Source organism: Maricaulis salignorans (genome assembly GCF_900103475.1).
Taxonomy (GTDB): Bacteria; Pseudomonadota; Alphaproteobacteria; order Caulobacterales; family Maricaulaceae; genus Maricaulis; species Maricaulis salignorans.
Genome location: NZ_FNHG01000002.1, coordinates 124911 through 139888, shown reverse-complemented (window position 1 = coordinate 139888; position 14978 = coordinate 124911). Strand labels below are relative to the sequence as shown.

Genomic DNA, 14978 nt, shown 5'->3' with positions numbered 1-14978 from the left:
GCTCAAGACCTGACCGGCGCTCAAGAAAGGATATCCCGCGTGACCAATCTCACCCTGACCCCCGATCTCGCGCGCAGGGCGCGCCTGGCGGGCTTGTTCTACCTCGTCATCATCATCGCCGGCCTCGGCGCCGAGCTTGGCCTGCGCGGTCCGCTGATCGATCTCGCCGATGCCGACGCCACCGCTGCGGCGATCCTTGCGGCTCCCGGCCAGTTCCGGCTGGCGATCGCGGCCGATCTTGTCATGGCGCTCTGTGATGCCGGGCTGGCGATCTTGCTCTATCTGGTCTTCCGCGCGGCAGCGCCGGGTCTGGCGCTCTCGGCCATGGTGTTCCGGCTGATCCAGACCGTGCTGATCGCCGCCAATCTCATGGCCCTGCAGGCCGCGTGGCTGATCCTGTCGGGCGCTGACGGGCTGGCCGATGCCCACGCGCTCGCCTTGGTCTCCCTCGATCTGCACGGTCATGGCTATGATCTCGGACTGGTTTTCTTCGGCGTCAACAGCGTGATGATGGGCTTGCTTGTCTGGCGTTCCGGCCTGATTTCGAAGGTGTTCGGCGCAGGCCTGGTGATTGCCGGTCTGGTCTATCTGACTGGCAGCGGTCTGCGCTTCTTCGCGCCGGAATGGTCGGCCGCATTCACGCCCGCATATGGGGTGACGATCCTGGCAGAGACCGCGTTCTGCCTGCGGCTTCTTCTGCAGCGCCAGCCGGCTCAGGAGGCGGTGTGAGCCTAACCGCACGCCAACCCCTTCAGCATGACGACACCCCGCCCAGTGCATTCCGACCGCCGGCCAGAGCGACCCCGATCGGCGTCAGCTGATGGTGCGGGCGAGAGCATGAGATGTGCGGATGGCGAGGAAGGCGGATCGCGCCAGCGCGGTGTCTTCCGTGCAAACCGGACCCGGCACTTGTCGGGCCGGGTCCGGTCAACCGTGTTCAGATGCCTCAGGCCGGCGCGGCGGCCTCATAGGGGCCGACATTCCTGGCGAAGGCTTCGAGCAGCACGGCGAGGCCCTGGGGAAGGGCCTGCTGTTTCGCGGTGACTTCGACATTATAGCGCGCGCTATTACTCTTGGAATACTGCTCCTTCTGCTCAGAGGATTTTTCCGAGTGATAGGAGACGCTGCCGGTGATTTTCGCGGAAAAACCACCAAAGCCGAATTTCGCCTCCAGGGAGGCGGCGGCGGAGTAGTCCGTCTTCTCGGACTGGGTGGTGTCGCGCGCATAGGAGGATTTGACCTCCATGTCGAAACTGATCCGGACGAAATCGACCCCGATCAGGGCTACCGGGATGGCGGAAATCAGCGGCAAGACTACCGTGGTCTCCGCAGTGCTGATCCCCTTGGTCATGATCGGGTTGCCGTCACCGTCCAATTCCGCTTCGTCATTGCTGTCCAGTAGCGGGATGTCGGTGATGATTGGCCGTTTCAGATCGAGCGTGATCTCGATCGGCGTGTAGACGGTATCGCCATCGCTATTTGTCGTTTGCTGGAAACCGGTATCGAGGATGTATTTGGTCTGTGCGAGGGCCATGCGGTTATTGGCGCGGCACGCTTCGATCAATGGGACGCCGATGAGCTGATCCATCGGCAGGCCGGAAAAGGCCTGGGCCATTGAAATAAGGTCTTCGGATGCCATGAGATTTCTCCCCTAGGGTTTGATTTTATCCGGGTATCTGTGATCTCAGTCCTTTGGTGTAACCTTCGATGAGTTCTGAGCGTCCCGCAGGCGTCTGGGTGCCTTCGATGACGATTTCGACCTCGCCGTATTCTTCCCGGGCGGGCGTGAACCAGCTGCGTCGTCCGGGAAACGCCAGACGCAGACCCTTGCCACCTTCGGTGGGTTCGACCTTGAGTTTGAGCCTCAACTCTTTCAGTGCGAGCTGGGATTGCGGCAGAAGTGAAATCAGCGGCACCCAGACATCATGGGTCGTTGGCCCGTTCTCAGTCATGACCGGGTAACGCACGATCGTCATCTTCGGCTTGATCGGTCCGCGTGGGCCGTCCCCGTCATCTTTTTCGCCGCCACCGGGAGGCTCACGACCCGGCGGAATGCCGCGGGCTGCCGCCGCGGCCGCGCCTGCGACTGACGCCTCCATTCGTGCCGGGGCCGCGTGAAGGGATCTCGCGAATGATGCAGGCGGCAATCGGGGTTGGCTCCGCCCCGGTTCGCCAGGATCGCGCGCGAGATGGTGGGCGTGTTTTTCCCGGTCCCGATCACGATCCCCGTCATGGTCACGGTCATGGTCCCGGCCAAGGCCGTCGGGTCCGGGGTCGCTTTCGGCGGGCTCAAAATAATAGTCGAGCAGGGCAAGGTTCTTCTGGTGAACCTGCTCTGCGGCTTCGCTGACCGCTTCCTGGACGGCGGCGATGAGGTCGCTGATGTCAAGCATCTTACCACCCACCTTTCCATACAACCTTAGCCCATAATCCAATCAAATACTATCAAGGGATTCTGGAGGTCGGCCAAAGACATAAGCCGCGACGAGGCTTTGTGAGACAGCCGGTCCGGCCGGTTCTGAAGGCTGCAGGGTGGCGCAAGGCGCGGCATGATGAAGGTCGCCCGTCCTGCGCCTAACCGCCCGCCAGCCCCTTCCACATCACCACAAGGGCCCAGTGCATCGCCGCGGCTGGCCAGACCGAACCCGAGCGGCGCCAGCTGATCGTGCAGGCGAGGCCAAGCGCTGCGGTGATGGCGAGGAAGGCGGGGTTGGCGAAGACGGGCTGGGCCATGGGCAGGCCGAGCCAGAGCTGGGCCGGGTGCCAGAGGACGAAGAGCGCCAGAGCGGCCCCCGCCCGCCATCGGCCGCGCCGGCCTGCGAGCAGGACACGGAACACCATCTCCTCGCCCAGCGCGGGAATGATGATGGCGATCAGGGCGAGGCCGATCAGTCCGGGCCAGTCAGTCATCGATGCAAATGTGAATAGATGCGCTCCGGAGCCGGCGGTGAGCGCGAAAACCGTCAAAACAGTGAGCAGGGACAGGGCTTCCAGACAGGCTGGGCGGCCGGGCCGAGTCCGCAATGCCAATGTTGCATCTGCGAAAAGACTTGACGCGGTGCCGCATGTTTTCATCATGCGCGCCAGAATTACACATGATCCCGCCCCTGAGGAGACTTCAGATGAGTGCAGTTGATGATCCAATCGTCATTGTCGGCATGGCGCGTACCCCGATGGGTGGCCTGCTCGGCGAGCTGACGACGCTGTCGGCCAATGAACTCGGCGCCATTGCAGTCAAGGCCGCGATGGAAGAGGCCGGCGTGGCCGGCGAAGATGTCGATCAGATCCTGATGGGCAATGTGCTCCAGGCCGGTCAGGGCCAGGCCCCGGCGCGCCAGGCGGGGATCAAGGGCGGTCTGCCCAAATCCGTCGAGGCGACCACGCTGAACAAGATGTGTGGCTCGGGCATGCAGGCCGCGATCATGGGCCGTTCGGCGATCATGTCCGGCGATGCCGACATCATCGTCGCCGGCGGCATGGAATCGATGAGCAATGCGCCGCACATGCTGCCGACGCACCGCGCCGGCTATAAATATGGCCATGACGTGCTCAAGGATCACATGGCCCAGGACGGGCTTGAAGATGCCTATGAGAAAAAGCCGATGGGCGTCTATGCCGACATGATTGCCCAGGAACACCAATTCACGCGCGAGCAGCAGGATGCCTATGCGCTGGAAACCCTGGCCCGCGCCCAGCGCGCGACCAAGGATGGCGATTTCAAGCGCGAAATCACACCGGTCACGCTGACCACCCGCAAGGGGGATGTCGTGGTTGATACCGATGAGCTGCCGCGCCGCGCCATGCCGGACAAGATTCCCTCCCTGCGTCCGGCCTTCAGCAAGGACGGCACCGTCACGGCCGCCAATGCTTCGGGCATTTCCGACGGCGCGGCCGCCCTGGTGCTGATGCGCAAATCGGAAGCCGAACGCCGTGGACTCAAACCGCTCGCGCGCATCGTTGCCACGGCAGCCCATGCCCATGAGCCGGCCTATTTCACCACCGCTCCGGTGCCCGCCATGCGCAAGGTTGTCGAGCGTGCCGGCTGGGCCATCGAGGATGTCGATCTGTGGGAAATCAACGAGGCTTTCGCTGTCGTGCCAATGATTGCGATGAAAGAGCTCGGCCTCAGCCATGACAAGGTCAACGTCAATGGCGGTGCCTGTGCGCTGGGCCACCCGATCGGTGCTTCCGGCGCGCGCGTCATCGTCACCCTGATCGCCGCGCTCGAAAAGCACGGCAAGACCAAGGGCGTTGCCTCGCTCTGCATTGGCGGCGGCGAAGCGACCGCTGTTGCGATCGAGCGGCTCTAGCCTTGCCCCATGACAGCGACCAGGCGGTGGACGCAATCCGGTTTGAGGACCGTCCGCCGCCGGTTGCTGATTTTATTGCAATGCGGGCGGCCTGTGGCTGGGGCGAGTTGTCTCCGGAACTGGCCGCAGCAGCGCTCGACGGCTGCCTGCTGGCGATCACCGCCCATGATGCGCAGGGCCGTATCGCCGGCTTCCTGCGCGCGATTGGCGATCCGCTCTATCTCTATGTCCAGGATGCCATCATCGCACCGGAGCTTCGCGGCAGCGGCCTGGGCACGCGGATGATGCAGCGCCTGCTGGCGCGAATCGACGCGGATTTCCCGGCTGCCCATGTCATGTTGATGTGCGCGAAGGGGCGCGAGCGCTTCTATTCAGAGCTTGGCTTTGAAGCCCGTCCCAGCCGGGATTTCGGCCCCGGCATGCAGCGGCTGCGCTAGGCGCCGGTTCGTTGTCACCCCTGGATATGGCCCAGGGGCAGGCCCTTGCTGTCCTTGATATTGCGCACCTGAACCGAGGTGCGGAAATCGCCGACGATATCGAGCGGAATCATGCGTTCGGAAATGAACTCGTTATAGGCGTCGATATCGGCCATCACGACCTTGACCAGATAGTCATAGGGGCCGGTCATCATGCAGGCCTCGGTCACTTCGGGGAAGCTCTGGACGGCCTTCTCGAACTTGACGTAATTGGCCTTGCGCGCCGGTGATATCTTTACCTCGAGATAGGCGGTAAACATGAGGCCGAGGGCGCGGCGGTCGAGCTCGACCGAGCGCCGCTTGATGATGCCATCGGTTTCCAGTCGCCGGATCCGGCGCCAGCAAGGGGAGGGGGTCAGCCCCACGATTTCGGCGATGTCGGCAACCGAGCGGCCTGCGTCTTCCTGCAGGGCTTCGAGAATGCGGACGTCAATCAGATCAAGGTTTGCGAGCATTTTTCCCTCAAATTCAGTATTTGGAGGAAATTAGTCTACATTTCCGCGAAAACCAACTCGGAAATGGCACCTTGTTCCAGTAGTAGACAAGGTGGACGTTTCCGCGTTAGACGCCCTCGCACACGCTTGGTCGTGCGCATGTATTTCCTGGCAGGTTTTGCCGATGTTTTCAGCGAGAGCTCATGGCACACACTGATCCCCGATTTCACGTCCCGGCGCCGCATGTGCGCCCTGGCGACACGCCTGATTTCTCCCATATCGAGATTCCGCCGGCTGGTACGGCCCGGCGTCCCGATGTCTCGATCGCCGGAAGTGAAACCCTCGACCTGGCCCTCGGCCTGGTACGGGTGCTTGACCATAACCACCAGGCGGTCGGCGAGTGGGACCCCAAGCTCGAGCCCGAGATCATGCGCGAGGGCTTGCGCCATATGGTGCTGACCCGCGTCTATGACGAGCGCATGCAGAAGCTGCAGCGCCAGGGCAAGATGAGTTTCTACATGAAATCCATGGGCGAGGAGGCCGTTGCCGTCGCTGCCGCGATGGCGCTCGAGAAGACCGACATGGTTTTCCCCTCCTATCGCCAGCAGGGCATTCTGTTCGCGCGCGGCCGCGATATCGTGGACATGATGTGTCATTGCATTTCCAATAGCCGTGACAATCTCAAGGGCCGCCAATTGCCGGTCCATTACACCTGGGCCGAGGGTGACTTCTTCTCGATCTCGGGCAATCTGACGACGCAATTCCCGCAAGCGGTGGGTTATGCGATGGCGTGCCAGTTCAAGGGCGAAAGCCGGATCACGGCGAGCTGGATCGGCGACGGCTCCTCCGCCGAGGGCGATTTCCATGGCGCGCTCGTCCTGGCCTCGACCTATCGCGCGCCGGTCATCCTCAATATCGTCAATAACCAGTGGGCAATCTCGACCTTCCAGGGCATGGCCGCCGGTGCCAGCGAAACCTTTGCGCTCAAGGGTATTGGCTATGGCCTCGCCTCGCTTCGCATTGACGGCAATGACTTCCTCGCTGTCTACGCCGCCACGAAATGGGCCGCCGAGCGCGCCCGTGCCGGTCATGGTGCCACGGTGATCGAAAGCTATACCTATCGCGCCGACGCACACTCCACCTCCGACGACCCGTCCGGCTACCGGCCCAAGGGCGAGGCCGATGCCTGGCCGCTTGGCGATCCGGTCGAGCGCCTGAAGAATCATCTCATCGGTCTGGGTGAATGGGATGAGGAACGTCATGCGGCGCTTGAGAAGGAACTCGATCAGCTGGTGATCGCCTCCTACAAGGAAGCCGAGACCTTCGGCACACTGCATGACGGCCCGCTATCGCCGGTACAGACCATGTTCGAGGATGTCTATGCCGAACCCGATTGGCGCCTGCGCCGTCAACGCCGCGATCTGGGGGTATAGGTCATGAGCAAGATGAACATGATCCAGGCCCTCAATTCGGCCATGGACAACATGATGGAGCGCGACGCCAATGTGCTCGCCTTCGGTGAGGACGCCGGTTATTTCGGCGGCGTCTTCCGCGTGACCGCAGGCCTGCAGGAGAAATACGGTCTCGACCGGTGTTTCGACGCGCCGATCAATGAGGCCGCGATCGTCGCGATGGCGATCGGCATGGCCGCCAATGGCCTCAAGCCCGTCGCCGAGATCCAGTTCTCCGACTATATTTTCCCGGGCTTCGACCAGATCGTCTCCGAATTGTCGCGCCTGCGCTATCGCACCGCCGGCACCTTCACCGCACCGGTCGTGATCCGCACGCCAAGCGGCGGCGGCATCCGCGGCGGCCAGACCCATTCGATGAGTCCGGAAGCCTTCTTCACCCATATTCCCGGCATCCAGGTCGTGATGCCGTCCAACCCCTATGACGCCAAGGGGCTGCTGATCGCCGCGATCGAGAGCCCGGACCCGGTCATCTTCTTCGAGCCGAAACGCCTGTATAACGGCCCCTTCGACGGCGGTGCCGGCAAGGCGCTGGAAGCCTGGGGCAAGCATCCCAAGGGCGAGGTTCCCGAGGATCATTACACCCTGCCAATCGGCAAGGCGGATGTTGTGCGTGAAGGTTCGGCGATGACGATCGTCACCTATGGCACGCTGGTCCATGTCGCCCTGGCGGCGGCGGAGCAGTCGGGCATTGATGCCGAGATCATCGATCTGCGCACCCTGATCCCCTACGACATCGAAACCATCGCCGCTTCGGTCAACAAGACCGGGCGCTGTATCGTTGCCCAGGAAGCGCCGCGCACTTCGGGCTTCGGCGCCGAGCTGGCGGCTCAGATCCAGGAAGACTGTTTCTTTGCCCTCGAGGCCCCGATCAAGCGCGTCACCGGCTGGGATACGCCCTATCCGCATGCGCATGAATGGTCCTATTTCCCCGGTCCGAAGCGTTTCATCAACGCGATGCGTGAAGTTCTGGAGGCCTGATCATGAGCGAATACCGCTACAAGATGCCCGATGTCGGCGAGGGTATTGTCGAGGCCGAAATCGTTGAATGGCATGTGAAGGTTGGCGACACCGTCACCGAGGACCAGCATGTCCTCGACGTGATGACGGACAAGGCCACCGTCGAGATCCCCTGTGCCGTGAATGGCACGGTCTCCAAACTGGTCGGCGCGCCGGGCGACATCATCGCGGTCGGCACCGAGATCATGTTCATTGCCGTTGATGGTGCCGTGCCGGCCGAGGAGGCCGCGCCCAAGGTCGAGATCGACGAGACGGCGCCAGCCCCTGTGGTCGAGACCGCCAAGCCGACGCCGGCGCCCGCTGTCGCCTCGCGCCCGGTTGGCGAGCGTGCCCTGGCCAGTCCGGCTGTGCGCAAGCGCGCGCTGGACGCGGAAATCGAACTGGCTGCCGTGCCCGGCACCGGTCCGGCCGGCCGCATCACCCATGATGATCTTGATGACTTCATCGCCTCGGGCGGGCGTCTCGTTGCCCATTCCGGCGGCGGTTCGGCCCTGCGGGCCCCGCGCACGGGCATTACCGAGGAAAAGCTGATCGGCCTGCGCCGGCGCATTTCCGAAAACATGTCGCATGCCCAGCGCACCATCCCTTCCATCGCCTATGTCGAGGAAATCGACGTCACGGCGCTGGAAGAGCTTCGCGCCCATCTCAATAGCAAAAAGTCTGACGACCAGACCAAGCTGACCTTCATTCCCTTCCTCGTCATGGCCCTGACCAAGGCCCTGCCGGACACGCCGCAGGCCAATGCCCATTTCGACGGCGAGGCGATGTTGCTGACCAAATATCAGGGCGTGCATTGCGGGATTGCCGCGGCGACGCCCAATGGTCTCATGGTGCCGGTGATCAAGCATGCCGAAGCGCTCGATATCTGGCAGATCGCCGCCGAGCTGGCCCGTCTCGGCGCCGCTGCCAAGGCCGGCAAGGCGTCCAAGGACGAGCTGACCGGTTCAACCATCACCATCACTTCGCTCGGCGCCATTGGCGGTCTGGTCACGACGCCCATCCTCAATGCCCCGGAAGTCGCCATCATCGGCGTCAACAAGATGCAGGAGCTGCCGCGCTTCGACGCCAAGGGCCAGGTCGTTGCCCGCAAGCTGATGAATCTCTCCTCCTGCTTCGATCACCGCATCGTCGATGGCTATGACGCCGCCATGTTGATCCAGCGCGTCAAGGGCCTGCTGGAGAACCCGGCGACGTTGTTTATGTAGGCTTTGTGCCCGGCCGGGATCCCGAACGGGATTCGGGCCGGGGCAATCCCTGATGCCGCCAGGCCTTGATCGCGCTAGCGTCGCATCATGAGACGAAAACCAATCAGCATCCCGCCGGAGCCACGCCGGCCGATCCCGCCGGATCTGGTGCGGGCGGAGCGCGCAGCACTGCAGGTCATTCTGGCCTATGGCCTGGGTTTGCTGCTGCTCACATCGCTGTCCGTTCTTGTCTTTTTGGCCGGGAAGGCCTGGCTCCCATGGTCGCTCGGAGCCTGCTTCCTCATTTTCGTGGCCGTCACGGTCGCGCCACTGATCCATCTGTCTCGCAAGGCATCCTGACCGGCGCGATGGCGGGCATCGCAGCAAGACAGTGGCGCTTGACCCGGCTCGTCCGGTGAGGCTTGATTGGCCGCACGAATACGAAGGAGCGCCCATGCCCAAACGTCTCGCCCGCCTTGCCTCGATGTTGCGTGACGGCGTTGCCGCCTGGGGCGTTGTCGTGTTCGCACTGATGTTCTTTCGCAATTCTCTCGGCATTGCCGCGCATGATTTGCCGATGATTATTTTTGGCGGATTTGGCATTGTGGTGCTGGTGCAGACGGTGCGGGCCTTCTTGCCGGCGGCGGCGGTGAAGGCTGACGCGGGGTAGCTCGGCAACGGATTCGCGAGGCCGTCACCAGCTCCGACCGCTTCGTGGCCACCTCTTCCATCAAGGAAGAGGAGGGCGTCATGTCCTCCCGCCTTGATAGTCTCCTTCCTCTTCCTTGATGGAAGAGGTGCGCCGGACGCAGTCCGGGGCGGAGCTGGTGAGGATGACGGGCGCGACGGGACCAGGGATTGCGGCTTATCCCCCATCAAGGCCACAATTTATCGTCACCCCATTGCAGGTTGGGGCACAGATTCACGCGCCGATATCTATTTGAGTGAGCGCCATTTTTTCGTCCGTTTCCGCTCTACGAGCTGGGTTCCAGCCTGCGCTGGAAGGACGATTATTGGGTCAGTTTATCCCCGCCCCCCAAATCTGCGCCCATAATCCAGCTGTTCCGGTCGCACGGGAGGCGTGAGCTCAGTCATTCGCGGCGAACGGGAGCGTGCAGCCTGTCCGGGCGAAGGGGTGACAACCTGAGCACTGGCAGGGCGTCCTTTCAGGTCTGACGGCACTAAACGACCGACCCGAATACCTGATTGGATTGGAAACGGCGGTGGAGACGCCACGGGAAAACTGCACGTGCGGGACGTCACGAATGTCACGCGAATACTCAAATACCGGTTACCGGCATTCGCCGGCGTCCCGCACCCTCCCATCTCGATGGGAACGCCTCATCCCTCCAGCGGCAAACCGCGTGGAGATTTTGGTGCGGGCGCGATCACGCAATCGTTGGGCAGGCACAGCGCGGTGCAGCGGTTATACTCTTTGCAGCAGAGGGGAATGATCGATGAAATATTTGGCAGCTACACTCCTGATCGCGGCAGCGGTCGCCGCGCCGGCCCAGGCGCAGGTCACCGGCGAGGGTACGGTCCGTTGCGGTGATTATGGCGCGCCGCACGCCGACATGCCTGAGGCATTCAGCCAGTTTGCCTTCATGATCGGCGATTTCGATGTCGCGGTGCGCAATTGGGATGCCGAGGCGGGCGCCTGGGGCGAGCCGCTCTATTCGGCGCGCTGGAACGGCTATTACGGAATGGATGGACGCGCCATCATCGATGAATGGTTCGATCCCGGCTACGGCTATCGGCCGGAATCCGGCGTCGGCATCAATGTGCGGATCTATGACGAGGCTGCCGGTCTGTGGAAGACGGCCTGGCACTACACGACCAATAATGAAGTGCGTGAGCTGCATCAGGAAGTGCGCGACGACGGTCATCTCTGGCTGTGGCAGGTCTATCCGGAAGTCGCGGAGCGGGACATTCATTTCGAGCAATTCAGCGCCGATCACTGGGGCCGGATCGGGCGCGTCCGCGATCCTGAAACCGGCGAATGGGTGAATTCACGCCTGCTCGATGCGGTGCGGGCCGAGTGTCCGGCGGCGGAGTGAAAACAGGGACAGGGATAACAGGGACAGGGATAACAGGGACAGGGAAAACAGGGACAGGTATATTTTTCGCGTCTTCGCCATCAGGATTGGAACGCCCACATGCCCGCCGAAACGCTGCTCGCCCTTGTCTGCCCGGAATTTGCGCTGGCGGATTATCAGCAGATCCAGATCTGGCGGCGCGAGCATGATGGCGTGCTGGCCGACCGGGTCCTGCCGCATATCACGCTCGTCTCTCCCGTCAGCGGCTGGAAGCCGGGCGATTTCACCCGCGAAATCCACGCGCGTCTGGCCGGGCAGCAACCCTTCGATATCGTGCTGGACAAGGCGGTTTCGCACCTCGATACCGAGGCTGAGGCGGCGATGGAATGGCTGGTTCCGACGATTGGCCGTGAAGCATTGAGCGCCTTGCAGGATCAGCTCCATGCCGGCGCCCTGTCAGCCGAGCGGCCGGCCGGCCCGTCCGGAATACCTCATCTTACCATCGGACGCGGCGCAGAGCCGGCGGTCTCGAAGGCGCGCGTGGCGGAGATCAATGAAGCCGGCCTGTCGATCCACTGCCGGGCCAGTGCGGTACAGATCATCCGCTATAAGGGCGATCGGGTGAAGCTGCTCGAGCGCGTGCCCCTGGGGCGCGAGCGCTGAGGCGACAGTGCGGCCCTTTCCCTTTGTCCGCCGAGCAGCTAAATCCCGGCTGATGATTTGTGCCGCCGTGATGGAGCCTTCCCGATGAAACAACGCAATTGCCAGCTTCTCATTGTCGGTGGTGGCCCTGGCGGGTATCCCGCAGCGATCCGCGCCGGCCAGCTCGGGCTCGATGTCGTGATCGTCGACAAGGACGGTCTCGGCGGCACCTGCCTCAATCGCGGCTGTATCCCCTCCAAGGCAATCATCCACGCGGCGAGCAAATTCGAGGATATGGGCGAACATGCCGGCGGCGATGCGCTGGGAATTTCCCTCGCCTCCGCCCCCACACTCGACATGGGCAAGCTGAAAGGCTGGAAGGACGGTATCGTCACCAAGCTGACCGGCGGCGTCGCCCAGTTGCTCAAGGCGGCGGGTGCCGAACACATCTCCGGCTGGGCCAAATTCACCGGCGCCAAGACCTGTATTGTCGATCTCGAAGATGGCAGCCAGATCGAGATCAATGCCGAGAATGTCGTCATCGCCACCGGCTCGGTCGAGGTTGAACTGCCCTTCCTGCCGTTTGGCGACACCGTGATCGGTTCGACCCAGGCGCTCGATCTGACCGAGCTGCCGGAAAAACTCGTCGTTGTCGGCGCCGGCTATATCGGTCTGGAGCTCGGCATTGCGATGCGCAAGCTCGGCTCGAAGGTCACCTTCATCGAGGCGGCGCCGGCCATCCTGCCGATCTATGACAAGGAAATCACCCGCCCGATCACCATGTGGCTGAAGAAGCACAAGGTCGATGTGAACCTGTCCTGCAAGGCCAAGGGCGTCGTCGCCGAGGGCTCCAAGACCTTCCTCGAATACGAAGATGCCAAGGGCGCGGCCCAGCGCATCGAAGCCGACAAGATCCTGGTCGCCGTTGGCCGCAAGGCCTGCCTGGATGGCTGGGGTGTCGAGACGATGGGGATCGAACTGGTCGATGGCCGTTTCATCAAGGTCGATGATCAATGCCGCACCGGCATGCGCGGCGTCTGGGCGATCGGCGATGTGATCGGCGAACCGCTGCTGGCCCACAAGGCGACGGCCCAGGGCGAGATGGTGGCCGAACTGGTCGCCGGTCACCGCCGGGTATTCGATCCGGTCTCGATTGCCGCCGTCTGCTTCACCGAGCCGGAAATCGTCGGCGTTGGCATGACGCCGGACGAAGCCAAGGCCAAGGGTGAAGACATCATCACCGGCAAATTCCCGCTCGCCGCCTCCGGGCGCTATCTCTCGATGGAAGCCGGGGCTGATGGCGGTTTCGTCCGCGTCACGGCGCGCGAGAGTGATCACGTCATCCTCGGCATCCATGCCGTCGGCACCCATGTCTCCGAGCTCTCGGGCGAGTTCGCCCTGGCGATCGAGATGGGCGCACGCCTGGAAGACATTGCCGGCACCATCCACGTCCACCCGACCCTGACCGAAGGCTTCGCCGAAAGTGTGCTGACGGCGCTGGGCCATCCGATCCATATCTCGGCACCGAAGAAATAGGCTGGCGCATACCGACCATACACTTCACATCCGGGATGTCAGGCGCGTATGGATAGGGCCTTGCGAGAAGGTGTGGGTGGAATGACGAACGGGTCAGCAGGTTTTGGCGTGATCGCGCCGCTGGAAAATGCGCCCGAGGGCGAGGGGCTAGGCTGTGTCTCCTTCGAGACAGCGCTGGTGCGCCAGATCACGCCGCAGGCTGGCGATTTCGACGAGCTCGGCCATGTCAATAATGTCGTCTATCTGCGCTGGGTGCAGGATATGGCCGTCACCCACTGGCACGCGGTCGCAACGCCGGAGATGATCGAGGCCGAGGTCTGGATCGCGCTCAAGCACACGATCGAGTATCGCGATCCGATCCTGCCGGGCGAGAGCGCCGAGATCCGCACCTGGCTCGGCGAAGTCCGCGGGCCGCGCTTCGACCGCCATGTCGATATCCGCAAACCCGGTGCCAAACGCTTCTCCGCCCGCGCGGTGACGGAATGGTGCCGCATCAACCGTGCGACGCGCCGTCCGATGCGGATTGGCCGCGATGTGCTGGATCTGTTTCAGGTGCCGGGCTGAAGCCTGAGATCGATGCCCTTTTCTGCCGCGGCCTCATTGAGCTGCTCAACCAGCTCGGCCGTGACCGGAATCCCGTCCCGCAGGCGCTTGCCGCGCAGGGCCCGCTCCGGGTCGCCCGGATAGAGCACCGGACTGTCCCAATCCATCGGCGGTGAGGCGAGCGCGTATTTCGCCAGCGCCTCGATTTCATGCTCCATCCAGCCGGCTTCGCCGAACATCGCCGGATTGATCAGCATGGCGAACATCCCGTTGCGCACAGCCCCCTCGCGCGGATGCTCCGGCTGGATCGTGCCGCCACCGGACAACACACCGCCAAGCAGTTCGCAGGCCAGGGCGAGGCCATAGCCCTTGTGGCGGCCCATCGGGGTGAGGGCGCCGCGGCGGACCGGTTCGCTCATGCCCGATGGATCGGTCGTCGGCATGCCATGCTCATTGATCAGCGAACCGGGCGGGATGTCCTGGCCGCGCGCGGCGGCAATCTTGAGCCGGCCGAGCGAGATGCGGCTGGTGGCCATGTCGAGCACGAAGCTGGAGCGATGTGCTGTGGCGGGGAAGGCGATGCAGATCGGGTCCGTGCCCAGCCGGGCATCAGAGCCATGAAAGGGCGCCATGACGGGCGCCTGGCCGGTGATGTTGACGAAGATGAGCGCCGCCAGCCCCGCCGCTGCCGCCTGCTCGCCATAAGCCCCGATGCGGCCGAGATCATGGACATGGCCCAGCGTAGCCGCGGCCAGCCCGTGCTCTAGCGCCTTGGCGCCGGCCCGCTCGATCAGGCGTGTCGCGGCAGGCGCGCCCCAGCCGCCATCGGCATCGGTGCGCAGAATGATCGCGGTCTCGGTCAGGTCGCGCTCGCAGCTGCCGAGATTGATGAAGCCCCGGTCGAGCTGGTCAAGCCAGGCGGGCAGGAGACCGATCCCGTTGCTGTCATGCCCGGCCAGACTGGCGGCCACCAGATGGCTTGCGACGGTCCGGGCATCATCGGACCGGGTTCCGGCGGCGCGCAGGAGGGCGGTACAGTACTCGGTCGCATCCTGGGCGGGCAGGCGGATATCGCTGGTCTTCATACGGTCTCACTTCAGCGGTCAGGGATTCGCGACGGCTATCATAGGGCCGGTCCGACCGGGACCATAGCCGGTCACGTGTGCTGTGAATATTCCGGCCTTGAACGGGGCGTGTCATCCGCAAAGCCGGACACACGTATGCCGTTCAGGCCCCGCGTGAAGTAAATTTTGTTTTCGATTGAAACAAGAAAAAAACCAGCACTGCCTCAAATTTTCCCCCGCTACTTAAGCGTTTGGCAACTGGTA

At 63.2% G+C, this 14978-nt stretch carries 17 protein-coding genes; 12 read left to right on the top strand and 5 right to left on the bottom strand.

Translation table 11 applies throughout. From position 1 onward, the window contains the following. Nucleotides 1-39 precede the first annotated feature (39 nt). Complete coding sequence (locus tag BLT42_RS02500; protein WP_091766291.1) at nucleotides 40-729, top strand: DUF4386 domain-containing protein; 690 nt, start codon at nucleotides 40-42, stop codon at nucleotides 727-729. A gap of 217 nt (nucleotides 730-946) precedes the next feature. On the opposite strand, the gene BLT42_RS02495 is transcribed toward BLT42_RS02500, so the two are convergent. The 3 genes from BLT42_RS02495 to BLT42_RS02480 all read right to left on the bottom strand — a co-directional run bounded on the left by BLT42_RS02495 (nucleotide 947) and on the right by BLT42_RS02480 (nucleotide 2910). After that, a complete protein-coding gene (locus tag BLT42_RS02495; protein ID WP_091766288.1) occupies nucleotides 947-1639 on the bottom strand; it encodes a DUF2589 domain-containing protein in 693 nt (230 codons plus the stop codon). Between the two features lie 25 nt (nucleotides 1640-1664). After that, nucleotides 1665-2435 carry a hypothetical protein gene (locus BLT42_RS14930; RefSeq protein WP_143024019.1) on the bottom strand — a complete coding sequence of 257 codons (771 nt, stop codon included), beginning with the start codon at nucleotides 2433-2435 and terminating at the stop codon, nucleotides 1665-1667. A 139-nt stretch (nucleotides 2436-2574) separates the two neighbouring features. Further along, complete coding sequence (locus tag BLT42_RS02480) at nucleotides 2575-2910, bottom strand: CPBP family glutamic-type intramembrane protease (RefSeq protein ID WP_176780216.1); 336 nt, start codon at nucleotides 2908-2910, stop codon at nucleotides 2575-2577. A gap of 212 nt (nucleotides 2911-3122) precedes the next feature. On the opposite strand from BLT42_RS02480, the gene BLT42_RS02475 reads away from it, so the two are divergent. Together BLT42_RS02475 and BLT42_RS02470 are read left to right on the top strand one after the other, a co-directional pair. After that, nucleotides 3123-4310: a thiolase family protein gene (locus BLT42_RS02475; protein ID WP_091766276.1), complete on the top strand. Its 1188-nt coding sequence runs from the start codon at nucleotides 3123-3125 to the stop codon at nucleotides 4308-4310. An 80-nt stretch (nucleotides 4311-4390) separates the two neighbouring features. Beyond that, entirely contained in the window at nucleotides 4391-4747 is a 357-nt protein-coding gene (locus BLT42_RS02470; RefSeq protein WP_233342266.1) for a GNAT family N-acetyltransferase, read from the top strand. Between the two features lie 14 nt (nucleotides 4748-4761). Here BLT42_RS02470 and BLT42_RS02465 read toward each other — a convergent pair whose 3' ends face one another. Beyond that, a complete protein-coding gene (locus tag BLT42_RS02465; protein WP_091766271.1) occupies nucleotides 4762-5241 on the bottom strand; it encodes an Lrp/AsnC family transcriptional regulator in 480 nt (159 codons plus the stop codon). Between the two features lie 182 nt (nucleotides 5242-5423). On the opposite strand from BLT42_RS02465, the gene BLT42_RS02460 reads away from it, so the two are divergent. The 9 genes from BLT42_RS02460 to BLT42_RS02420 all read left to right on the top strand — a co-directional run bounded on the left by BLT42_RS02460 (nucleotide 5424) and on the right by BLT42_RS02420 (nucleotide 13671). After that, nucleotides 5424-6653, top strand: a complete 1230-nt coding sequence (locus BLT42_RS02460) for a 3-methyl-2-oxobutanoate dehydrogenase (2-methylpropanoyl-transferring) subunit alpha (protein WP_091766268.1) — start codon at nucleotides 5424-5426, stop codon at nucleotides 6651-6653. A 3-nt stretch (nucleotides 6654-6656) separates the two neighbouring features. After that, nucleotides 6657-7670: an alpha-ketoacid dehydrogenase subunit beta gene (locus BLT42_RS02455; RefSeq protein WP_091766266.1), complete on the top strand. Its 1014-nt coding sequence runs from the start codon at nucleotides 6657-6659 to the stop codon at nucleotides 7668-7670. Nucleotides 7671-7672: 2 nt separating this feature from the next. Then, nucleotides 7673-8914 (top strand): dihydrolipoamide acetyltransferase family protein, encoded by a 1242-nt coding sequence (locus tag BLT42_RS02450; protein WP_091766264.1) that lies wholly within the window; start codon nucleotides 7673-7675, stop codon nucleotides 8912-8914. Between the two features lie 87 nt (nucleotides 8915-9001). Continuing rightward, nucleotides 9002-9253, top strand: a complete 252-nt coding sequence (locus BLT42_RS02445) for a hypothetical protein (RefSeq protein ID WP_091766262.1) — start codon at nucleotides 9002-9004, stop codon at nucleotides 9251-9253. A 94-nt stretch (nucleotides 9254-9347) separates the two neighbouring features. After that, nucleotides 9348-9563, top strand: a complete 216-nt coding sequence (locus tag BLT42_RS02440; protein WP_091766258.1) for a hypothetical protein — start codon at nucleotides 9348-9350, stop codon at nucleotides 9561-9563. Nucleotides 9564-10350: 787 nt separating this feature from the next. Next, nucleotides 10351-10950 (top strand): hypothetical protein, encoded by a 600-nt coding sequence (locus tag BLT42_RS02435; RefSeq protein ID WP_091766255.1) that lies wholly within the window; start codon nucleotides 10351-10353, stop codon nucleotides 10948-10950. Nucleotides 10951-11049: 99 nt separating this feature from the next. Continuing rightward, nucleotides 11050-11592, top strand: a complete 543-nt coding sequence (locus tag BLT42_RS02430) for a 2'-5' RNA ligase family protein (RefSeq protein WP_091766252.1) — start codon at nucleotides 11050-11052, stop codon at nucleotides 11590-11592. Nucleotides 11593-11676: 84 nt separating this feature from the next. Beyond that, a complete protein-coding gene (gene lpdA / locus BLT42_RS02425) occupies nucleotides 11677-13107 on the top strand; it encodes a dihydrolipoyl dehydrogenase (RefSeq protein WP_091766249.1) in 1431 nt (476 codons plus the stop codon). Between the two features lie 81 nt (nucleotides 13108-13188). Then, a complete protein-coding gene (locus tag BLT42_RS02420; RefSeq protein WP_176780215.1) occupies nucleotides 13189-13671 on the top strand; it encodes an acyl-CoA thioesterase in 483 nt (160 codons plus the stop codon). Here the strand turns inward: BLT42_RS02420 and BLT42_RS02415 are convergent. After that, nucleotides 13656-14735 (bottom strand): Ldh family oxidoreductase, encoded by a 1080-nt coding sequence (locus tag BLT42_RS02415; RefSeq protein WP_091766244.1) that lies wholly within the window; start codon nucleotides 14733-14735, stop codon nucleotides 13656-13658. The genes BLT42_RS02420 and BLT42_RS02415 overlap by 16 nt on opposite strands. Between the last annotated feature and the right edge of the window lie 243 nt (nucleotides 14736-14978).